The following is a 20,338-nucleotide window of genomic DNA, read 5'->3' as shown; positions in this document are numbered from 1 at the left end:
CGCTCAGCGCCGCCAGCGCACGGTCATGCGCTGCCAGAGCATCGCGAGCACCGCATAGAGCAGCACGCCGATCACGATCGTCGTCACGCTGCGCGTCATGACGTCCGCATCGGCGGGCGGCGGCGCGGCCGGGTTGCGATCGCCCGCGAACAGCGCGTGGGCATAGACGATGGTGAAAACGATCCACCAGTAAGCGGCCGACAGCAGGCTGGCGACGAGGCCGAGTGCGAAATTCTTCACCGGCGCCTCCCCGGCAGGAACGGGATCAAGGCCTCGTAAGCGGAGATGGGCCCCTGCCCCCGCGTCGGCCCGAGGCCGTGGCGCAGGCGGAAATAATCGCCCACGATCGACGCCTGCTGCTCGATGCCATAACTCAGGAAGGATCGCGTCGCGGTGGCGAGATCGCCATAATCATAGGTCCGGTTGAGCATGCCGCGCGTGCGCACCCACATGCCGCGCTGGTGCTGCCAGACATGCGCCAGCTCATGGATCAGCCACGCCGCATCGGTCAGCTTCAGCGAGAAATCCGGCTTGTAGCTTTCCTGCGGGAAATAGATCTCGCCATTGGGCGTGATCGCGGTGTCGCTCGGCTGGAAGAAATAGGCCTCGGTGTTGTGGACCAGCACCTTGGTATAATCGATCGACGATCCGAAGATCTCGACCGCATAGCGAAGCTCGCCGGTCGTCAGCCGTCGCGCAATCTCAGCCATCCGCATCTCCCCACCGGACACGCCCCGGCAGTCGATAAGCCGGGTTGCGGCGGGGTGAACGTTTCACCGGCGATTCGGTCGCATGGCTTTCGCAAAGGCGCTTGGCCGCAGCGCGCGCGTTTGCCCCCCTCTCCCGCAGCCGCTATCCGCCGCGCCGACTCAGAGACACCTATCCGGAGCCTGCCATGGTCCCCCGCTACGCCCGCCCTGCCATGACTGCGATCTGGGAGCCCGAGGCGCGCTTCCGCATCTGGTTCGAGATCGAGGCGCATGCTACCGAGGCGCTGGCGGAGCTGGGCGTCGTGCCGAAGTCCGCGGCAGACGCGCTCTGGGCATGGTGGGCGACCAACCCGGCAATCGACGTCGCCGCGATCGACGCGATCGAAGCGGTGACCAAGCATGACGTGATCGCCTTTCTCACCTGGGTGGCGGAGCAGGTCGGCGACGAGGCGCGCTTCATGCACCAGGGCATGACCTCGTCCGACGTGCTCGACACCTGCCTTGCGGTGCAGCTGGCGCGCGCCTCCGATCTGCTGCTGGCCGATCTCGACGCGCTGCTCGCGGCGCTGCGCACGCGCGCGATGGAGCATCGCCACACGCCGACGATCGGCCGCAGCCACGGCATCCATGCCGAGCCGACCACCTTTGGCCTCAAGCTGGCGCAGGCTTATGCCGAGTTCGACCGCTGCCGCGCGCGCCTCGTCGCCGCGCGGGCGGACATCGCCACCTGCGCGATCAGCGGCGCCGTCGGCACCTTCGCCAACATCGATCCGCGGGTGGAGGCGCATGTCGCCGCCAAGCTGGGGCTGAGCGTGGAGCCGGTCTCGACGCAGGTCATCCCGCGGGATCGGCACGCCATGTTCTTCGCGACGCTCGGGGTGATCGCCTCTTCGATCGAGCGGCTGGCGACCGAGGTGCGCCACCTGCAGCGTACCGAGGTGCTGGAGGCGGAGGAATATTTCTCCCCCGGTCAGAAGGGCTCGTCGGCGATGCCGCACAAGCGCAATCCGGTGCTGACCGAGAACCTCACCGGCCTCGCCCGCATGGTCCGCGGCTATGTCACGCCGGCGCTGGAGAATGTGGCGCTGTGGCATGAGCGCGACATCAGCCACTCGTCCGTGGAGCGCTATATCGGCCCGGATGCGACGATCACGCTCGATTTCGCGCTCGGCCGGCTGACCGGCGTCGTCGAGAAGCTGGTCGTCTATCCTGAGCGGATGCAGCGCAATCTCGATCGTATGGGCGGGCTCGTCCATTCGCAGCGCGTGCTGCTGGCATTGACGCAGGCAGGGGTCAGCCGCGAGGACGCCTACCGGCTGGTGCAGCGCAACGCGATGAAGGTGTGGGAGAGCGACGGCGCGCTGTCGCTGCTGGAGCTGCTCAAGGCCGACCCCGAGGTGACGCTCAGCGACGCCGAGCTCGAGGACAAGTTCGATCTCGGCTACCACTTCGCTCAGGTGGACACGATCTTCGAACGGGTTTTCGGGGAGCTCTAGGTTCTTCTTCGTCATGCTGAACTTGTTTCAGCATCCACGGTGCGTCTGCACTTGACCGACAAGGCAGCGGGCACAACTCATAGGTGGATGCAGAAACAAGTCGAACATGACGGCAGCAGATCGATTGCGTCAGACGCAATCATTCACCTCGCTAATGTAAGTTGCGCGGTAGAGAAATAATCTTACATGCCGTTGTGCAGCGCAGCATGGCGCTGCCCGGCCTTGCCGGTTGTCACAGGAGCATGAAGATGCGGGGCTTCGAAGCCGCCGTCTCGATGCTCATTGCCGTGGCGGCGCAAGTCGTCGCCGTCGGTCTGGTCGTCACGACCTACTGAGCCCGAGACACGTTCCGGCCGGCTGCGATGCCGACCGGAACGAAGGGCTCCCGAGTTTCAGATGATGCAATCGCCGCCGTTCAGCTGTCGGCGGGGGGGGCGGCTTACTCCCCGCCCCACATGCCCTTCAGCTTGGCGAAGAAGCCGCTGGTTTCCGGGCTCTGCTCGCCCGTTTCCAGCTCGCGAAACTCCTCCAGCAATTCCTTCTGCCGCGCGGTCAGCTTGGTCGGCGTCTCCACCTCGACCTGCACGACGAGATCTCCCGTGCCGCGGCCGTTCAGCACCGGCATGCCCGCTCCGCGCTGGCGGAGCTGCTTGCCGCTCTGGATGCCCGCGGGAATGCGGATCTCATGCGCCGTCTTGTCGAGGCCGGGCACGGTGATGCTACCGCCGAGCGCCGCGGTGGTGATCGACACGGGGCAACGCGCGAACAGCGTGGTACCCTCGCGCTGGAACAGGGCATGCCGCGCCATGTGCACGAAGATGTAGAGATCGCCCGGAGGTGCGCCTCGAGCACCGGCCTCGCCCTCGCCGGTCAGGCGGATGCGCGTGCCTTCGTCGACACCGGGCGGGATCCGGACGTCGAGCGATTTCTCCTTCTCGATCCGGCCCTCGCCACGGCACGCCTCGCAGGGCTCCGCGACGACCTGGCCGGCGCCGTGGCAGGAAGGGCAGGTCCGCTCGACCACGAAGAAGCCCTGCTGCGCACGCACCTTGCCGTGGCCGCGACAGGTCGGGCAGGTGCGCGCCGCAGTGCCCGGCTTCGCGCCGCTGCCCTGACAGGGCTCGCACGGCGCGGCGACGTCGATGCGGATCGTCTCCTGCTTGCCGGCGAAGGCGTCTTCGAGCGTGATCTCGATATCGTAGCGCAGGTCCGCGCCGCGGCGGCTCTGCTGCGCGCCGCCGCGCCCTCCGCCGCCGCCCATGAACTCGCCGAAGATGTTCTCGAAAATGTCCGAGAAGCCTTCGAAGCCCTGTGCACCCGCGCCGGGGCCGCCATTCTGGAAGGCAGCCTTGCCGTAGCGATCGTAAGCGGCGCGCTTCTGCGGGTCCTTCAGGCAGTCATAGGCCTCGGAAATGGCCTTGAACTTGGCTTCCGAATCCTTGCAACCGGGGTTGCGATCCGGATGGCACTGCATGGCGAGGCGGCGGTAGGACGACTTGATCGTCTTGTCGTCCGCGGTGCGCTCCACCTCGAGCAGCTCGTAATAGTCGCCGTCAAACATGGCTCATGCCGCAAGTTCCCCGGAGCCGTCGCCCCAGCGCAGGCTGGGGCCTCTCGACGTCTCGCCCAACCTCAAGAGTTGCCAGCCTTCGCCGGCATGACGGGAGGGGCAGCCGCTTGCCGCCCCTCCCATTCACCTTACTTCGTCTCGTCGACTTCCGAGAATTCGGCGTCGACCACGTCGTCATTCTTCGGCGCGGCACCCGCGTCCGGAGAGGCGGCGTTCGCCTGCTCCTTCTCGTAGATCGCCTGGCCGAGCTTCATCGCGACCTGGGCCAGCGCCTGCGCCTTCTCCTGCATGGTGTCAGGATCGCCGCCCTCGACCGCCGACTTGGCGTCCGCAATCGCGCTCTCGATCTCGGACTTGAGGCTCGCGTCCACCTTGTCGCCATGCTCGGACAGCTGGCGCTCGGTGGTGTGGATCAGGCTCTCGGCGTTGTTCTTCGCCTCGGCGCCCGCGCGACGCTTCTTGTCCTCCTCGGCGAACTGCTCGGCGTCGCGCACCATCTTGTCGATATCGGCATCGCTGAGGCCGCCCGAGGCCTGGATCTTGATCTGCTGCTCCTTGCCGGTGCCCTTGTCCTTGGCGTGGACGTTGACGATGCCGTTCGCGTCGATGTCGAACGTCACCTCGATCTGCGGCACGCCGCGCGGCGCCGGCGGGATGCCGATGAGGTCGAACTGGCCGAGCAGCTTGTTGTCGGCCGCCATCTCACGCTCGCCCTGGAAGACGCGGATCGTCACGGCATTCTGATTATCATCGGCCGTCGAGTAGGTCTGCGACTTCTTGGTCGGGATCGTCGTGTTGCGATCGATCATGCGGGTGAACACGCCACCCAGCGTCTCGATGCCCAGCGACAGCGGCGTCACGTCGAGCAGCAGCACGTCCTTGACGTCGCCCTGCAGCACGCCCGCCTGGATGGCGGCGCCCATGGCGACCACCTCGTCGGGGTTCACCCCGGTGTGCGGGTCCTTGCCGAAGAAGGCCTTCACCGCCTCGCGCACCTTGGGCATGCGCGTCATGCCGCCGACGAGGACGACCTCGTCGATCTGGTCCGCCTTCAGATTGGCGTCGGCCAGCGCCTTGCGCACGGGCTCGATCGAGCGCTTGATCAGGTCGTCCACAAGACGCTCCAGATCGGCGCGGCTGATCGGCTTGACGAGGTGCTTCGGGCCGTTCTGGTCGGCGGTGATGAAGGGCAGGTTGACCTCGGTCGTCGCCGCCGACGACAGCTCGATCTTCGCCTTCTCGGCCGCTTCCTTCAGCCGCTGCAGCGCAAGCCGATCCTTGGTGAGGTCGATGCCCTCTTCCTTCTGGAAGCTCTGCGCCAGATATTCGACGATCTTGCTGTCGAAATCCTCGCCGCCCAGGAAGGTATCGCCGTTGGTGGCCTTCACCTCGAACACGCCGTCGCCGATCTCGAGGATCGAGATGTCGAACGTGCCGCCGCCAAGGTCATAGACCGCGATGGTCTTGTTGTTGTCCTTGTCGAGCCCGTAGGCGAGCGCCGCGGCCGTCGGCTCGTTGATGATGCGCAGCACTTCGAGGCCGGCGATCTGGCCGGCATCCTTGGTTGCCTGGCGCTGCGCGTCGTTGAAGTAAGCGGGCACGGTGATAACGGCCTGCGTCACCGTCTCGCCGAGATAGGCCTCGGCCGTTTCCTTCATCTTCTGCAGCGTGAACGCCGAGATCTGCGAGGGCGAATAATCCTTGCCGCCCGCCTTCACCCACGCGTCGCCATTCGGGCCGCGCGCGATCTCGTAAGGCACCAGCTCGGTGTCCTTCTTGGTGATCGGATCGTCGAAGCGGCGGCCGATCAGGCGCTTCACCGCGAAGATCGTGTTGTTGGGGTTGGTGACCGCCTGGCGCTTGGCGGGCTGACCGATCAGCCGCTCACCATCCTTCGCGAATGCGACGATCGACGGCGTGGTGCGCGCGCCTTCCGCATTCTCGATTACCTTCGGCTTGCCGCCTTCCATCACGGCGACGCAGCTGTTGGTGGTGCCCAGGTCGATACCGATGACTTTAGCCATATGTCCTCTCGAAGCCCCTGAAATGAGACGGACCCGGCGCCTGCTCCCCCGAGAGGCAAACCGGCTGCCGGAACCAATTACGGGGGCGATATAGGGGGGCTCTGGCTTGCTGCAAGGCGCGTCCCAAGCTACGCCTTCGCATGATGAAGCGACTGGTTCCGCTCGCCCTGCTGCTTGTCGCCGCCTGCTCCGGGCGTTCCGGCTTGGATGTGGTATCGGTAGAGGATGCCTGGGTCCGCCTCCCCGCCATCGCGGGGCGGCCGGGTGCGGGCTATTTCACGCTCACCGGCGGCAAGGCGCCCACCCGCCTCGTCGCGGTGGAGAGCACGTCGGCGGCGCGGATCGAGCTGCACGAATCCATGGGCGCGGGCGGCATGGCAGGCATGTCCGGGATGCGGCCTCTCACACAGGTGAACGTGCCGCCCGGTGCGCCGGTGCCGTTCCGGCCGGGCGGCAATCACGCCATGATCTTCGGCATCAAGCCGGAGGTGCAGCCGGGCGGGCGCATGCCGCTTTCCTTCCGCTTCGCCGACGGATCACGCGTCGAGGCCGAGGCGCAGGTGATCGGCGCAGGAGATCCGGCACCGTGAGCGGCGGGCGGCGCATCGGCCCGCTAGGCTGCCTCGGCCTGATCCTGTTCTTCGTGCTGGAGACGGCGGCAGGCATCGCCGTGGCCGCGCCCTTCTACCTCCTGATCTCGCCGCTGATCACCGCGATCGTGCCGGCAAAGGAATATGATTTCGCCCAGGTCGTCTCGATCTGCCTCTGCTTCCTGCCCGGCGGCTATGCGATGTATCTGGTGGACAAGCTGTGTAAGCGCGTCACCGGCTTCAGCGTGTTCGACGAGCTCGGGCATCTGCCGACCTTCTACTGAAGGCGCCCGCGCCCGTTTGGCCCGCATCGGCGTTAGACGTATCGGACCCTCATCGCCCGGAGCCGCATGACCGACTTTTCCGCTCTCCTTCAGCCCGATCGCGGCCAGCCGGCCCACCTTCTCCACCGCATCAGCGCCGCCGACCATGAGGTCTGGCGGTCGGGCCAGCCAGAGCGGGTGCGCAGTGCGCTGGCCGCGGCCCGCTTTGCCGCCAAGCCGGGGCAGTTCGCGCTGGTGCCGGGCGCCAAGCCGGAGGATTGGTCCGCAGTAATCGCGCTATCGGAAGAGCAGGGACCGTGGGACATTGCCGCAGCGGCCGAGCGCCTGCCCGCCGGCACCTATCGGCTGGCCGAGGGTACACCGGGCTACGCAGCGCTCGGCTGGCTGCTCGCACAGCACCGCTTCGACCGATACCGCTCCGAGCCCGAGCCGCAGCCGCAGCGCGTGCTGCTGAGCGGCGATCCCGCCCGGATCGATGCGGCGGTCCGGCTGGCGCAGGCCGTCGCGCTGGTGCGCGACCTGGTCGATACGCCCGCCGCCGACATGGGTCCGGCCGAACTCGCCACCGCGGCGGAGGCGATCGCCAACGAGTGCGGCGCCAACTTCACCGTGACACAGGGCGACGCGCTCGCCACCGGCTATCCCATGGTCCACGCGGTCGGCCTTGCGGCGGCGCGCGGACGGGCGCCGCGGCTGATCGAGCTTGAGTGGGGCGATCCCGCCCATCCCCGGATCGCCATCGTCGGCAAGGGCGTGTGCTTCGATTCGGGCGGGCTCGACATCAAGCCAGGCGCCTCCATGCTGCTGATGAAAAAGGACATGGGGGGCGCCGCCCACGCCCTCGCGCTGGCCCGGCTGGTGATGCAGGCGAAGCTGCCGGTCCGGCTGCACCTGCTGATCCCCGCGGTCGAAAATGCGATTTCGGCCGAGGCCTTCCGCCCCGGCGACGTCCTCACCTCCCGCAAGGGCATCACCGTCGAGATTGGCAACACCGATGCCGAGGGTCGGCTGATCCTCGCCGACGCGCTGACCCACGCGTGCGAGGCCAAGCCCGAGCTGATAATCGACTTCGCCACCCTGACCGGTGCCGCGCGCGTCGCACTCGGGCCCGATCTGCCGGCCTTGTTCTGCAACGACGAGGCGCTTGCCGCCGATCTGCTCGCGGCCGGCACGCGGACCGGCGACCCGCTGTGGCGGCTGCCGCTCTGGTCCGGATATCGCGACATGCTGAAATCCGGCATTGCTGACCTGAACAATGCCGGTGAGGGCGGGCAGGCCGGCGCGGTGACGGCAGCGCTGTTCCTCGAACGGTTCGTCGAGAGCGGCGTGCCATGGGCGCATCTCGATACGTTCGCCTGGCGTCCCGCGGCCAAGCCGGGCAGGCCCAAAGGCGGCGAGGCACTCGGCCTGCGGGCGGCATGGTCATTACTGGAGAGTCGTTTCGGCAGCTGAAAACACTTCGCATCAACCATGAAACGATCGGGCTTCCCACGTGTTTTCAGCCACAAGAGAACCCCGGAGAGGGGGCTAGTAGGCGGAGCGAAATCGTGCCCGATAATGCCCTGTTCGGCTGGATGCGTACCTTGGTCGGCTATGTCCGCTCGGGCAAACCCGATTTGACCAATCGCCAGATGGCCTTGCTTCTGTCAGTCTATCTCACGCCCGGCCCGCACACCGTGCGTGGACTGGCGCGGTTGCTCGGCGTTTCCAAGCCGGTCGTCACCCGCGCCTTGAATACGCTCGGCACGCTCGGCTATCTGCGCCGCGAGCGGGACGACGCCGACCGGCGCAACGTTTTTGTCGCGCGCACCGAGACGGGGACGGCGTTTCTTGAGGGGTTCGGACATCTTATCGAAGGCGAAGAACCCCGGCGCGGCGGACCGCGCGTCGCGATCGGCTGATCGGTTCAGGCTCGCCGGGCCGACCCAGGCGGTCGACCGGCGGGTCAACGCGGTTCGCAGCGACATTGCCGATGTGGCGCTGGCCGGCCGGCTGTTCGCGCCGCATTATGCTTGCCCGATTGAGCGCCGCTGCTGCGTTCCCACCGTCGCGATGACGGCGGAGCCTGCGGGAGGCTCGCGCGCAGTCTCCGAACTGCGCTTGGGCGATGGCTTCGCCTTGCTTGATGAGAGCGGCGGCTGGGCCTGGGGCTACAGCCTCGACGACCATTATGTCGGCTATGTTCCGGCATCCGCCCTCGGCCACGACGCGGCACCGACCCATTTCATCAAGGCGCGGACGGCCCTTGTTTTCGCCGCTCCCGACATCAAGGCGCCGGTCACCGGGACGCTGCCCATCGGTGCGCGCGTGGCGGGTGAGTTCGAGGGCGATTTCCTCCGGGTGGATGACGGCTTTCTCCACCATCGCCATGTGCGCGCCTTGGGCGAGTGGCACCAAGATCCGGCTGCGGTCGCGACCAAGCTGCTCGGGACGCCATACCGCTGGGGCGGGCGCTCGGGCTTCGGTATCGATTGTTCGGGCCTTATCCAACTTGCGCTTGGCCTGAGCGGCCTCGTAGTCCCGCGCGACAGCGATCAGCAGCGCGACTCGATCGGTCAGCCGATTGCCGACAGTGAGACGCTTCAGCGTAACGACATCGTCTTCTTTCCGGGGCACGTAGGGCTGATGCTGGACGAACGCTCGATCATCCACGCCAACGCACATGCGATGGTCGTGTCCGTTGAGGATCTCGAAGCCGTGGTCGCCCGCGGGTCGGCGATCGTCGCGCGGCGGAGGCTCACGCTGTGAGCCGCGTGTTCATCGACGGCGCCGTCGGCACCACCGGTCTCGAGATTCGCGATCGCCTCGCCGGGCGCGCCGGCCTCGAACTCGTCACTTTGCCCGAGGCGCAGCGCAAGGATGCGGCCGCACGCCGGGACGCGCTGAACGCCGCGGATATCGTCATCCTCTGCCTGCCCGACGATGCGGCGCGCGAGGCCGTTGCGCTGATCGAAAATCCGGCGGTGCGGATCGTCGATGCCTCCTCCGCCCACCGCGTCGCCGAGGGCTGGACCTACGGCTTCCCCGAGCTGGAGCCGCGGCGTGCGCGCGAGATTGCGGCCGCCACGCGGATCTCCAACCCCGGCTGTTATCCCACGGGCTTCCTGGCGCTGATCCGGCCGCTGGTGCGTGCCGGGCTGCTGCCCGCCGCCACGCCCGTCTCGGTCAATGCGGTGTCCGGCTATTCGGGTGGCGGCAAGGCGATGATCGCCGACTTCGAGAGCGGTGCGGCGGACACCGCCTTCCGTGCCTATGGCCTCACGCTTGCGCACAAGCATGTGCCCGAGATGCAGACACATGCCGGGCTGGACCATGCGCCGATCTTCATGCCGGCGGTCGCACGCACCTATCGCGGCATGCTGGTCGAGATTGCACTGCACCTGCATGCGCTGCCCGGCACGGTGACCGTCGCGGCGGTGCGCGAGGCGATTGCCGACAGCTATCGCGGCTGCCCGCTCATCCATGTCGAGACCGCACCGCGCGATGCGCTGACGATCGAGCAATGCGCCGGCACCGACCGGCTCGACCTGTTCGTCTTCGCCAACGAAGCGGCGGGACAGGTCCGGTTGGTCGCCGCGCTCGACAATCTCGGCAAGGGCGCGGCCGGTGCGGCGGTGCAGAGCGTCAACCTGCTCGCCGGCCTGCCGGAAACGGAGGGCTTGCGCCTCTAGGAGCGGCGTTCCGCTCCTACATCTCCCCGCGCTGCCGCCGCAGCGCATACCATTTCTGTACGTTGGCGTTGTGCTCGGCCAGCGTGGACGCGAAGACGTGGCCGCCCGTGCCATCGGCAACGAAGTAGAGCGCCTTGGACGGTGCCGGATCCAGTACCGCCGCAATCGACTCCTTGCCCGGATTGGCGATCGGCCCCTGCGGCAGGCCCGCCTTGGCGTAGGTGTTGTAGCCGTTGACCGCGTTCAGCTCGGACCGGCGGATACGGCGGCCGAGCGGTCGCCCTTGCGTGATCGGGTAGATCACCGTCGGGTCGGCCTGCAGCTTCATGCCCTGCCGCAGCCGGTTGGAATAAACCGCCGCCACCGTCCGCCGCTCGGACGCCTTGGCCGTCTCCTTCTCGACGATCGCCGCAAGCGTCAGGGCATCGTGCTTGGACTGGACGACGCTCGCAGGCGTGCGCGTCTTCCATAGCTGGTCGAGCGTGCGCGTCATCGCCGCCTGCATCCGCTTCAGCACCGCGGCGCGGCTCTCGCCCTTCTCAAACGAGTAGCTGTCGGGCAACACCGATCCTTCCGCCGGCACGGGCACGTCGCCCGTCAGCAGCGGTTGAGCCATCAGCCGCTCGCGCACCAGCACCGCGGGCATGCCTTCGGGGATCGTCACGAGGCGCTGCACCGTCTTGCCCGATTGCAGTAGCGCGAGAACGTCCTTCTCGCTCGCGCGCGGCGGCACCTCGTAATCGCCCGCCTTGATCGGCTCGTCTCCGCCGAAGCGGCGCGCATCGCGCAGGAAGCGCGTGGTGGAGGGGATCGCACCCGCTTTCTCCAGCGCACGCGCAGCGGCGGCGAGCGTCGCGCCCTCGGGTACGGTAACGTCGATCGCCTTGGCGGAGGGGCCGGCCTGCGTCCATGAGGTGGTGGACCGCCGCTGCCAGACGATGAAGCTAGCCACGACGGCGAGCACGATCAGCAGCCCGATCAACGCGCGGGATCGCCCGCTCCTGCCCCGCTTCCGTCGCGTCGCCATCCGTCACCCGAACGAAGCCGGGCCCGACGCCACGGCCGATGAGAAACCACCCCGGCAGACGCCGGGGCGCCTGTGTCCGCCTACAGCGCCCGCATCACCAGCGAGGCGTTGGTGCCGCCGAAGCCGAACGAATTGTTCAGCACCGCCTTCACCGTCCGCTTCTTGGCCGTATGCGGCACCAGATCGACGCCGATGCACGCCTCGCTCGGATTGTCGAGGTTCAGCGTCGGCGGGACGATCTGGTCGCGCATTGCGAGGATGCAGAAGATCGCTTCCACCGCGCCCGCGCCGCCAAGCAGGTGTCCGATGGCCGACTTGGTCGACGACATGGATACGCCATCCAGCGCATCGCCGAACAGGCGGCGCACCGCGCCCAACTCCAGCTCGTCGCCCATCGGCGTCGAGGTGCCGTGCGCGTTGATGTAATCGATGTCGGCCGGGGTCAGGCCCGCCTTGCGCAGCGCCATCTCCATCGACCTATAGGCGCCCGAACCCTCCGGATGCGGCGCGGTGACGTGATAGGCATCGCCCGACAGGCCATAGCCGATCACCTCGGCATAGATCTTCGCGCCGCGCGCCTTGGCATGCTCATATTCCTCAAGGCAGACCACGCCCGCCCCCTCGCCCATGACGAAACCGTCGCGGTCGCGATCATAGGGTCGGCTTGCCCGCTCGGGCTCGTCGTTGCGCGTGCTGAGCGCCTTGGCCTGCGCGAAGCCGGCAATGCCGAGCGGGCAGATCGCGCCCTCGGCACCGCCCGCCAGCATCACGTCGGCATCGTCCATCGCGATCATGCGTGCCGCGTCGCCGATCGCGTGCGCGCCGGTCGAGCAGGCGGTGACGACCGCGTGGTTCGGGCCCATCAGGCCGTATTTGATCGAGACCTGACCCGAGATCAGGTTGATTAGACGGCCGTGAACGAAGTGCGGCGACACGCGCGTCGGCCCCTTGTCGCGGCAGACCAGCGACTCGCTTTCGATCCCCGGCAGGCCGCCGATGCCCGAGCCGATCGAGCAGCCTGCGCGCAGCCGCTCGGCCTCGCTCATCTCGGTCAGGCCGGCATCCTCAAGCGCCTGGCCGGCGGCGTCGATGCCATAGACGATGAACGGATCGACCTGCCGCTGGATCTTGTGGTCGACGCGCTTGCCCGCATCGAAGCCATATTCATGATCCTTCGGCTTCACCTCGCAGGCGATGCGGCACTTCTGATCGGACGCGTCAAAGCGCGTGATCGGCCCCGCGCCGCTCTTGCCGGCAAGGATGTTCGCCCATGCGGTCTCGACGTCCGCTCCGAGCGGGGTGACGAGGCCCAGTCCGGTGACGACGACACGGCGCATGAATCACTCTCCTCACAATGCAAGACAGGCCCAACCCGTCCGGGCTGAGCCTGTCACAGGCACCGACGACACTGTTTCGGCGGTGCCCGAAGCCCTGTCCTGCTCTGGTCGAGGACAGGGCCGACGGGCTCGATCAGCCCTTGTTGGTCTCGATATAGTTGATCGCGTCCTTGACGGTGCCGATCTTCTCGGCCGCGTCGTCGGGGATCTCCACGCCGAACTCTTCCTCGAACGCCATCACCAGCTCGACGATGTCGAGGCTGTCCGCGCCCAGATCGTCGATGAAGCTCGCATCCTCGGTCACCTTGTCGGCTTCGACGCCGAGGTGCTCGACGACGATCTTCTTCACGCGCTCGGCGGTCTCGCTCATGTTCTTCACCCTTCCTTCAGGCTGTTGGCGCCGCCCTAGCGAGGGGGCGGGAGGCTGGCAAGCAACTCGCTTGCCGGGAAAATGGATCCGGTCAGATCATGGCCATGCCGCCGTTGACGTGCAACGTCTGACCCGTGACATAACCGGCTTCGCGACTGGCGAGATAGGCGACCGCGGCGCCGATGTCGCCCCCCTGACCGAGGGCGCCGGCCGGGATCTTCGCCAGAATGGCGCCCGTCTGCGTTTCGTTGAGCGCATCCGTCATCGGCGAGGCGATGAAGCCGGGCGCGACGCAGTTGACCGTGATCGAACGGCTGGCCAGTTCCTGCGCCAGCGCCTTGCTCATCCCGATCAGGCCCGCCTTCGACGCGGCATAGTTCGCCTGCCCCGGATTGCCGGTGACGCCGACCACCGAGGTGATCGAGACGATGCGGCCGAACCGCGCCTTCATCATCGGCTTGGCGGCGGCGCGGATGAGGCGGAACGCGGCCTCCAGATTGACCTGGATGACCTGGGACCATTCCTCGTCCTTCATCCGCATGGCGAGATTGTCGCGCGTGATGCCGGCATTGTTGACGAGGATGTCGAGCTTGCCGCCGAGCGCCGCCACCGCCTGCGGAACCAGCGCATCCACCGCCGCGCTGTCGGACAGGTTGCACGGCAGCAGCACCGGATCACCGGCCAGCCCGCCCGCCACCTGCTCCAGCGCCTCGACGCGCGTGCCCGAAAGCGCCACCCGCGCGCCCTGCCCCGCCAGCGCCGCCGCGATCGCGGAACCCAAGCCGCCGGACGCGCCGGTGACGAGCGCGGTCATGCCTGAAAGGTCGAACATCATTCTAGATCCTTGTTCTGGTTCACGCAGAGGCGCGGAGGCGCAGAGGGTCTGTAATCGTTCACAACCCGCTTCAGCCCTTCCTTGAGTGTCTCGCCGGCGAAGTTGATGAGCAGCCCGACCGGTTGCCCAGTCAAGCGGAGATAGGTCAACAGCTGCTTGGCATGAGCGGCGTTGAGCCGCTCCACCGACTTGATCTCCACAAGCAGGCGATCGTCGACGAGGAGGTCGATGCGGAAGGCATTGTCGAACCGCATGCCGTCAAACTCGAACGAGACGGCCTTCTGCCGTTCGACACGGTGCCCGGCCCGCTCCAGTCGAGCTGCAAGAACCATCTCGTAGACGCTCTCCAACAGCCCCGGCCCGAGCGCGCGATGCACGTGAAGTGCTGCATCGACGACCGCTCCGCTCAGCGGATCCCGCTCTTGCACGTCTCTGCGCCTTCGCGCCTCTGCGTGAACAACGACCTCAGAGCCGCGCCGCCAGGGCCTCGATGTCGGCCATCGTCACCACGCTGGTCGCGGTCGCGTCGGGGGCGATGCGCTTGACCATGGGGCCGAGCACCTTGGCGCCGAACTCGACGAACTCGGTCACGCCCGCCGCCACCATCGCCTCGACGCTCTCGCGCCAGCGGACGGTGCCCGTCACCTGCTCGACCAGCAAGGCGCGGATCGCATCCGGATTCGAGACGGCCGCGGCAGTGACGTTGGCGAACACCGGCACCAGCGGCGCACGCACATCCGCCTCGGCCAGCGCCTTCTCCATGGCCGTTGCGGCCGGCGCCATCAGCTCGCAATGGAACGGCGCGGAGACGGGCAGCGGCAGCGCGCGCTTGGCGCCGCGTGCCTTGGCCAGCACCATCGCCCGCTCGACCGCGGCCTTGTCGCCCGAAATGACGACCTGCCCGCCGCCATTGTCGTTCGCCGCCTCGCACACCTCGCCCTCGGCCGCGTCCGCACAGATCGAGCGCGCAGCGTCATAATCGACACCGAGCAGCGCCGCCATCGCGCCCTGCCCCACCGGCACCGCCGCCTGCATCGCCTGGCCCCGCAGCTTCAGCAGCCGTGCGGTGGTGGCGAGATCGAGCGCCTCGGCCGCGCACAGGGCGCTATATTCACCGAGCGAGTGGCCCGCGACATAGGCTGCCTTGTCGGCCAGCCGCACGCCGCCCTCCTCCAGTACCCGCAAGGTGGCGATGGCGTTGGCCATGATCGCGGGCTGGGCATTCTCCGTCAGGGTCAGCTCCGCCTCGGGCCCTTCGACCATCAGCCGCGAGAGGTGCTGGCCGAGCGTGTCGTCCACCTCCTCGAACACCGCGCGGGCGGCCGCACTGGCGCCGGCCAGCGTCTGGCCCATGCCGATCGCCTGGCTGCCCTGCCCCGGAAAGATGAAAGCGCGCACCCGATCCTCCCTGACATTCCAAGCGCGGGCGGTTAGGCGGTCGCTCCCGCCACGGCAACCCTTGCCCCGCGCCGGCATTCGTGTATGTGCGGCTGATCCGGGGCGGGAGCCATGCGCTCTCCGCCCCGGCTCGTTTTCGGGCTCTAGTCTGAGACGACAGCTTGGGACGACAGCCGGAGGGGCGTGGCATGGGGCCACGTCAGCGATCGGCAAGGAGATGAGAAGACATGGCTCTTTACGAGCATGTGTTCCTTGCGCGCCAGGATCTGGCACAGGCGCAGGTGGACGCACTGGCGGAAACCGCCACCCGGATCGTGACGGAAGGACAGGGTCGCGTCGTCAAGACCGAGACCTGGGGGCTGCGTGGCCTCGCCTACCGGATCCAGAAGAACCGCAAGGCGCATTACGTGATGCTCGAGATCGACGCGCCCGCGGGCGTGGTCGCCGAACTGGAGCGCCAGACCGCGATCAACGAAGACGTGATCCGCTACATGACCGTCCGCGTGGACGAGCATGAGGCCGGCCCGTCGGCGATGATGCGCCGCAACGAGCGTGACCGCGAGCGTGGTGGCCGCGGCGACCGGGATCGCGGTGATCGCGGCCCGCGCCGTGACGACGATCGCGGCCCGCGCCGCGACGGCGACGATCGTGGCCCCCGCGCCGACCGCGACGCGGCCTGAGGAGTTTAGAGAAAGATGGCTCGTCCCTTCTTCCGCCGCCGCAAGTCCTGCCCGTTCTCGGGCAAGGAAGCGCCGAAGATCGATTACAAGGATGTCCGCCTGCTGCAGGGCTTCGTGTCCGAGCGCGGCAAGATCGTGCCCAGCCGCATCACCGCGGTTTCGGCCAAGAAGCAGCGTGAGCTCGCCCAGGCGATCAAGCGCGCCCGGCACCTCGGGCTCCTGCCCTACATCGTCAAGTAAGGAGCGCCCGACATGGACGTGATTCTGCTGGAGCGCGTCGAGAAGCTCGGTCAGATCGGTGACGTCGTCACCGTGAAGAACGGCTTCGCGCGCAACTATCTCCTGCCCCGCAAGAAGGCGCTGCGCGCCAACGAAGCGAACAAGCGCGTGTTCGAGCTGAACCGTGCGCAGATCGAGGCGGACAACGCCAAGCGCCGCGAGACCGCGATTGCGGACTCGAAGGGCATCGATGGCAAGACGCTGACGCTCATCCGTCAGGCGTCGAACACCGGCCAGCTCTACGGCTCGGTGTCCGCGCGCGATCTGGCGGAGCTGCTCGAGGCGGACGGCACCAAGATCCTGAAGAGCCAGATCGTGCTCGACAAGCCGATCAAGGCGATCGGCCTGAACGAGGTGAAGGTGCAGCTCCATCCGGAGGTGGCCGTCACGATCAAGGTGAACATCGCCCGCTCGCCCGAAGAGGCCGAGATGCAGGCGCAGGGCGTCGACGTCATGGCGCAGATGTTCGAGCGTGACGAAGCCGGCTTCACCGAGGATTACGATCCGAACGCCGAGCCGGGCGAGATCGCTTCCGACGACTGAGGTCCGGTGCGGGAGGCCTTCGGGTCTTCCGCCTGGCAAAGACGATAAAAAGGGCCGTCCGGAGCGATCCGGGCGGCCCTTTCTCATTGTCGGGACATCAGAGCGACAGGCGAGCGCCCGCTTCTTTTCGAACCTCAATCGTCATCCCAGCGGAAGCCGGGGTCTCTTGCGGCCAAGCGCTTGCCAAGCCTCAGGAAGATCCCAGCATTCGCTGGGATGACGTGCAACCCGTCAGTGAATGACAGTGACGACCACCATCGCGCCATCGATGGCATAATCCCCACGCAGCGGTGCCAGGCCGATCCGCACCGGCCGCTCCCCGCCCTTGTTGACCAGCAGCGCGGTATCGAAGCCGCGCGCCTCGCGGCCGTTCAGCACCGATTCGACGTGGCTGGCAGCCTCGACCCGTCGGCTGAGCGGCAGGATATCGGTCAAACGCACCTGCTCCAGCGCCTGCGGCGAGAAGCCGGCAAATTCCGCCAGCTGCGTGCCGACGAAGCTGAACGTGCCGCGCAGGCTGAGCATGCCGAGGCCGATGCCGCCCGCCGCCATCATCGCCTCGGTCAGCGCCGACTTCCACTGATCAACGGCATGAGCGTTGTGTTCGCTCGTGACGTTGCGCAACAGGCAGGCGACGCCCGAGCCGAACGGAAACACCGAGCAGCGCAGCCACTCGCCCGGATGGCTGATCGCCGGCATCTCGAACGCGGCGACCTCGCCCGAGGCGAGCGTACGCCCGAGATGGGCGCGCACCACCGACCGCTCCAGCTCTGGCAGTTCGTCACCCAACGGGCGCCCGACGATCGCTGCCTGCGCCACGCCGAAGAAGGCGACCGCGGCCGGGTTCATCGAGGTCACGGTCAGTTCCGCGTCCAGCGCAATGAAGCAGGCGTCCAGCTGCGCGACCAGTGTCTCCAGCTTCAGCCGGTCGCCGTCCGGGGTTGTGCCGCCCTCGGCTGCCGCCAGCATCGCTTCGTAGGCAGGCATGGACAGCATGACGTGTCGCCGTCGCCCATGATGCGTGACGAAGATCGGATCGGTGCTCGCCCGGTCCTGCCAGGCGCCGAACCGGCGCACGAAATCCGCAGAGGAGACGACGATTGCACTTTGCGAAGCCACCCTGTCCTCCTGTCCCATTATGTGTAACTTATGTAAGCCTGCGCTCGCAACCTATTGGCCTACAAAGCTTTCCTGTCCCCCACCTTGTTGCCACCGTGCTGCATGATCGTTGCTTATTCCACCTGAAAATGCACGTTTCGAAAAAAATCTAAACTATGTTCGTCGTAAGACTATCCCGCGATCCTGACCCTGCCGAGATCGGAGGTCGGCAGATATGGTTGCAAAGTCGGAGAGCTCTCCGCTCCGCGGGAGCATCGTTCGGGACCGTCGCGGGGCGGTGCTGACGGAATTCGCCCTGGTTGCGCCCCTGTTGCTGATGATCCTGCTCGGGATCATCGCTTATGGCGGTTACTTCTGGCGCGGGCACGCGCTGCAGCAGGTCGCCAACGATGCGGCCCGCGCATCGCTGGCCGGCCTGACCGCCAGCGAGCGCGCGTCGCTCGCCCGCACGACGGTGCGCGACGGCCTGTCTGGCCAGGCGGGTATCGCGCCGGATCGCGCCACCGTGGAAGTGTCCGAGGCATCGGAGACGATCACAGTCCGGGTCGGCTATGATGCCTCATCCGAGGCATTCTTCCGGCTGGGCCTGGTGCCCATGCCCGCGGCGCTGATCCGCCGGTCGGCGGCGGTGCGACTGGGCGGGCTCTGACGGCGTGCGCTTCGAGGCAGGTCGCTCACTCGGCCGGCTGGGGCGGGACCGACGCGGCGCCACGACGATCCTGACAGCAGGCATCATGACCAGCGCGATCGCCGCGCTTGCCTTCGCTGTCGATCTCGGCGCCATCTATCAGGAGACGCGCAAGCTCCAGGGCATTGCCGATGCAGCCGCACTGTCCGCGGCTGCGGAGCTGGACACGGCAGACGCATCGGCCCGCGCCGCCATCGCCGCAAATGGCTGGTCCCGCGCTTATACGCTCAGCCTGCAGACCGGCCTCTACCGCGCGGACCCGACCCTGACGGTGAACAACCGGTTCGTCGCCCAGCCGGCGAACCAGAACGCCGCCCGCGTGACGATCCAGTCGCAGACACCGCTCTATTTCGGTGTGGCGACGCTTGGACGCCGCACGATCACCATTACCCGCTCCGCCACCGCCGCACGTACCCGCGTCGCCGCATTCTCAATCGGGTCGCGCCTTGCCGGCGTGAGCGGGGGTATCGCGAACGCGCTGCTGAGCGGCCTGACCGGCTCCGAGGTTTCGCTCACCGCGATGGACTATAACGCGCTGCTCGGCGCCGACGTCGATCTCTTTGCCTTCCTCGGTGCGCTGCGGACCAGTGCCGGATTGCAGGCAGTCTCGTTCGACACGGTGCTGAAGACGCAGGTGGCGGCCCCACGCGTGCTGGGGGCGCTCGCCACCGCTCTGGATCAGGGTGGCGGCACCGCTGCCGCCACCGTCGTCCGCAAGGTCGTCTCGGCCGGGATCAGCGGGGATGCCACGCCGCTCGGCAAGCTGATCGACCTCGGACCCATCGGAGGCCAGGATCGCGCTGCCTCGGGTCAGGCGATCCGCGTCTCCGCCTTCGATCTGATGCGCGGCGCGCTGGAGCTCTCCAACGGCACGCGCCAGCTGCAACTCGATCTCGGCGCCGATGTGCCGGGTCTGGCGAAAACGACCGTCCATGTCGCCACCGGCGAGCGCGCGGCAAGCTCGCCATGGCTGGCTGTCACGCCCTCGGGCCAGCCGATCATCCGTACGTCCCAGACACGTTTGTTCGTCGAGAGTACGCTCCTGCCCGGCGGCCTGTCGCTGCTGGGCGTCGGCGCGGTGCGTCTGCCGGTTTATGTCGAGCTGGCCGAAGCGCAGGCGAAACTGGCAGCGGTCGCCTGCGATCCCCGCACCGGCGCACGCACCGCCTCACTCGACGTGCAGCCCTCGCTCGGCCACGTCTCGATCGCCGAGGTGCGGACCGCATCGCTGAACGATCATCGCACCGCGCTGACCGAATCGCCTGCGCGCATCGCCTCGGCGCTGTTCCTTTCGGTTACGGGGCAGGCGCGCGTGAACCTGACGGGCAGCGGTTGGAAGCGGGTCGACTTCACCGGCGACCAAGTGGCGCGCAGGACCATCCGCACAATCGATTCGGGTGAGGTGGTGAACGGGCTCGTCACTTCGCTTGTCCGGAACATGGCCCTGAACGTCAGCCTGCTTGGGCTCGGGATCAGCGTCTCATCGGTGACATCGCTCGTCGGGCTCGTGCTGACGCCGGCCGCCCCTGTGCTGGATGGCGTGATCGACTCGCTTACCGGCCTGCTCGGCATCCACATCGGCTCCGCAGACGTCCGTATCGACGGCGTGCGGTGCAGCGCTGCGGCGCTGGTCGCCTGAGCCTCGCATGAGCAAACGAAAAGGGCGGCAGAGCCTGAAGCTCCGCCGCCCCTTCCTGTCCGCTAAAGCGGCTGCCGA

At 67.4% G+C, this 20,338-nt stretch carries 24 protein-coding genes; 13 read left to right on the top strand and 11 right to left on the bottom strand.

The window, feature by feature from the left end:
* Positions 1 to 3: 3 nt before the first annotated feature.
* Both BM360_RS01820 and BM360_RS01815 read right to left on the bottom strand, forming a co-directional pair.
* Positions 4 to 240 (bottom strand): hypothetical protein, encoded by a 237-nt coding sequence (locus BM360_RS01820; protein WP_093309842.1) that lies wholly within the window; start codon positions 238 to 240, stop codon positions 4 to 6.
* A complete protein-coding gene (locus BM360_RS01815; protein WP_093309838.1) occupies positions 237 to 710 on the bottom strand; it encodes a hypothetical protein in 474 nt (157 codons plus the stop codon). The genes BM360_RS01820 and BM360_RS01815 overlap by 4 nt, the downstream gene beginning before the upstream one ends.
* Positions 711 to 895: 185 nt before the next feature.
* On the opposite strand from BM360_RS01815, the gene purB reads away from it, so the two are divergent.
* Both purB and BM360_RS19990 read left to right on the top strand, forming a co-directional pair.
* The gene (gene purB / locus BM360_RS01810) at positions 896 to 2,206 is read left to right on the top strand and encodes an adenylosuccinate lyase (RefSeq protein ID WP_093309837.1); all 1,311 of its coding nucleotides are present in this window, start codon (positions 896 to 898) and stop codon (positions 2,204 to 2,206) included.
* Between the two features lie 206 nt (positions 2,207 to 2,412).
* The gene (locus BM360_RS19990) at positions 2,413 to 2,541 is read left to right on the top strand and encodes a hypothetical protein (RefSeq protein WP_278247383.1); all 129 of its coding nucleotides are present in this window, start codon (positions 2,413 to 2,415) and stop codon (positions 2,539 to 2,541) included.
* A gap of 104 nt (positions 2,542 to 2,645) precedes the next feature.
* On the opposite strand, the gene dnaJ is transcribed toward BM360_RS19990, so the two are convergent.
* Entirely contained in the window at positions 2,646 to 3,767 is a 1,122-nt protein-coding gene (dnaJ, locus tag BM360_RS01805; protein ID WP_093309832.1) for a molecular chaperone DnaJ, read from the bottom strand.
* A 137-nt stretch (positions 3,768 to 3,904) separates the two neighbouring features.
* On the bottom strand, positions 3,905 to 5,800 hold the full coding sequence (dnaK, locus tag BM360_RS01800) for a molecular chaperone DnaK (RefSeq protein WP_093309829.1): 1,896 nt from the start codon (positions 5,798 to 5,800) through the stop codon (positions 3,905 to 3,907).
* Between the two features lie 143 nt (positions 5,801 to 5,943).
* Between dnaK and BM360_RS01795 the strand changes: the two genes are divergently transcribed.
* From BM360_RS01795 to argC, 6 genes are all read left to right on the top strand, one after another.
* Complete coding sequence (locus tag BM360_RS01795; protein ID WP_242653264.1) at positions 5,944 to 6,390, top strand: copper chaperone PCu(A)C; 447 nt, start codon at positions 5,944 to 5,946, stop codon at positions 6,388 to 6,390.
* Positions 6,387 to 6,674, top strand: a complete 288-nt coding sequence (locus BM360_RS01790) for a hypothetical protein (protein ID WP_093309825.1) — start codon at positions 6,387 to 6,389, stop codon at positions 6,672 to 6,674. The genes BM360_RS01795 and BM360_RS01790 overlap by 4 nt, the downstream gene beginning before the upstream one ends.
* 66 nt (positions 6,675 to 6,740) lie before the next feature.
* On the top strand, positions 6,741 to 8,126 hold the full coding sequence (locus tag BM360_RS01785; RefSeq protein WP_093309822.1) for a leucyl aminopeptidase family protein: 1,386 nt from the start codon (positions 6,741 to 6,743) through the stop codon (positions 8,124 to 8,126).
* Positions 8,127 to 8,248: 122 nt separating this feature from the next.
* Positions 8,249 to 8,575: a MarR family transcriptional regulator gene (locus tag BM360_RS01780; protein ID WP_093309820.1), complete on the top strand. Its 327-nt coding sequence runs from the start codon at positions 8,249 to 8,251 to the stop codon at positions 8,573 to 8,575.
* A complete protein-coding gene (locus BM360_RS01775; RefSeq protein WP_242653262.1) occupies positions 8,505 to 9,422 on the top strand; it encodes a C40 family peptidase in 918 nt (305 codons plus the stop codon). Before BM360_RS01780 ends, BM360_RS01775 begins: the two co-directional genes overlap by 71 nt.
* Positions 9,419 to 10,345: an N-acetyl-gamma-glutamyl-phosphate reductase gene (gene argC, locus BM360_RS01770; RefSeq protein ID WP_093309818.1), complete on the top strand. Its 927-nt coding sequence runs from the start codon at positions 9,419 to 9,421 to the stop codon at positions 10,343 to 10,345. The genes BM360_RS01775 and argC overlap by 4 nt, the downstream gene beginning before the upstream one ends.
* Positions 10,346 to 10,361: 16 nt before the next feature.
* Here the strand turns inward: argC and mltG are convergent, their stop codons facing one another.
* The 6 genes from mltG to fabD all read right to left on the bottom strand — a co-directional run bounded on the left by mltG (position 10,362) and on the right by fabD (position 15,312).
* Positions 10,362 to 11,372 (bottom strand): endolytic transglycosylase MltG, encoded by a 1,011-nt coding sequence (gene mltG, locus BM360_RS01765; protein ID WP_093309816.1) that lies wholly within the window; start codon positions 11,370 to 11,372, stop codon positions 10,362 to 10,364.
* 80 nt (positions 11,373 to 11,452) lie between these two features.
* A complete protein-coding gene (gene fabF, locus BM360_RS01760; RefSeq protein ID WP_093309813.1) occupies positions 11,453 to 12,709 on the bottom strand; it encodes a beta-ketoacyl-ACP synthase II in 1,257 nt (418 codons plus the stop codon).
* 133 nt (positions 12,710 to 12,842) lie between these two features.
* Positions 12,843 to 13,079: an acyl carrier protein gene (locus tag BM360_RS01755; protein ID WP_093309812.1), complete on the bottom strand. Its 237-nt coding sequence runs from the start codon at positions 13,077 to 13,079 to the stop codon at positions 12,843 to 12,845.
* A gap of 91 nt (positions 13,080 to 13,170) precedes the next feature.
* On the bottom strand, positions 13,171 to 13,911 hold the full coding sequence (gene fabG / locus BM360_RS01750; protein WP_093313584.1) for a 3-oxoacyl-[acyl-carrier-protein] reductase: 741 nt from the start codon (positions 13,909 to 13,911) through the stop codon (positions 13,171 to 13,173).
* Positions 13,911 to 14,342, bottom strand: a complete 432-nt coding sequence (locus tag BM360_RS01745; RefSeq protein WP_093309806.1) for a GxxExxY protein — start codon at positions 14,340 to 14,342, stop codon at positions 13,911 to 13,913. The genes fabG and BM360_RS01745 overlap by 1 nt, the downstream gene beginning before the upstream one ends.
* 37 nt (positions 14,343 to 14,379) lie before the next feature.
* Positions 14,380 to 15,312: an ACP S-malonyltransferase gene (gene fabD / locus BM360_RS01740; protein WP_093309803.1), complete on the bottom strand. Its 933-nt coding sequence runs from the start codon at positions 15,310 to 15,312 to the stop codon at positions 14,380 to 14,382.
* 227 nt (positions 15,313 to 15,539) lie between these two features.
* On the opposite strand from fabD, the gene rpsF reads away from it, so the two are divergent.
* The 3 genes from rpsF to rplI are packed head-to-tail and all read left to right on the top strand — an operon-like array spanning position 15,540 to position 16,814.
* Positions 15,540 to 15,992, top strand: coding sequence for a 30S ribosomal protein S6 (rpsF, locus tag BM360_RS01735; RefSeq protein ID WP_093309801.1), 453 nt, complete (start codon positions 15,540 to 15,542; stop codon positions 15,990 to 15,992).
* Between the two features lie 15 nt (positions 15,993 to 16,007).
* On the top strand, positions 16,008 to 16,232 hold the full coding sequence (gene rpsR, locus BM360_RS01730; protein WP_093309798.1) for a 30S ribosomal protein S18: 225 nt from the start codon (positions 16,008 to 16,010) through the stop codon (positions 16,230 to 16,232).
* Positions 16,233 to 16,244: 12 nt separating this feature from the next.
* Entirely contained in the window at positions 16,245 to 16,814 is a 570-nt protein-coding gene (gene rplI / locus BM360_RS01725; protein WP_093309796.1) for a 50S ribosomal protein L9, read from the top strand.
* Positions 16,815 to 17,045: 231 nt separating this feature from the next.
* On the opposite strand, the gene BM360_RS01720 is transcribed toward rplI, so the two are convergent.
* Positions 17,046 to 17,933: a PAS domain-containing protein gene (locus BM360_RS01720; protein WP_242653261.1), complete on the bottom strand. Its 888-nt coding sequence runs from the start codon at positions 17,931 to 17,933 to the stop codon at positions 17,046 to 17,048.
* 277 nt (positions 17,934 to 18,210) lie between these two features.
* On the opposite strand from BM360_RS01720, the gene BM360_RS01715 reads away from it, so the two are divergent.
* Both BM360_RS01715 and BM360_RS01710 read left to right on the top strand, forming a co-directional pair.
* Positions 18,211 to 18,582: a TadE/TadG family type IV pilus assembly protein gene (locus BM360_RS01715; RefSeq protein ID WP_242653260.1), complete on the top strand. Its 372-nt coding sequence runs from the start codon at positions 18,211 to 18,213 to the stop codon at positions 18,580 to 18,582.
* Between the two features lie 4 nt (positions 18,583 to 18,586).
* Positions 18,587 to 20,260 carry a TadG family pilus assembly protein gene (locus tag BM360_RS01710; RefSeq protein ID WP_278247382.1) on the top strand — a complete coding sequence of 558 codons (1,674 nt, stop codon included), beginning with the start codon at positions 18,587 to 18,589 and terminating at the stop codon, positions 20,258 to 20,260.
* Positions 20,261 to 20,338 lie beyond the last annotated feature (78 nt).

It is taken from the genome of Sphingomonas jatrophae (assembly GCF_900113315.1).
Taxonomy (GTDB): domain Bacteria; phylum Pseudomonadota; class Alphaproteobacteria; order Sphingomonadales; family Sphingomonadaceae; genus Sphingomonas_P; species Sphingomonas_P jatrophae.
This window is presented reverse-complemented; position numbering and strand designations above follow the sequence as displayed.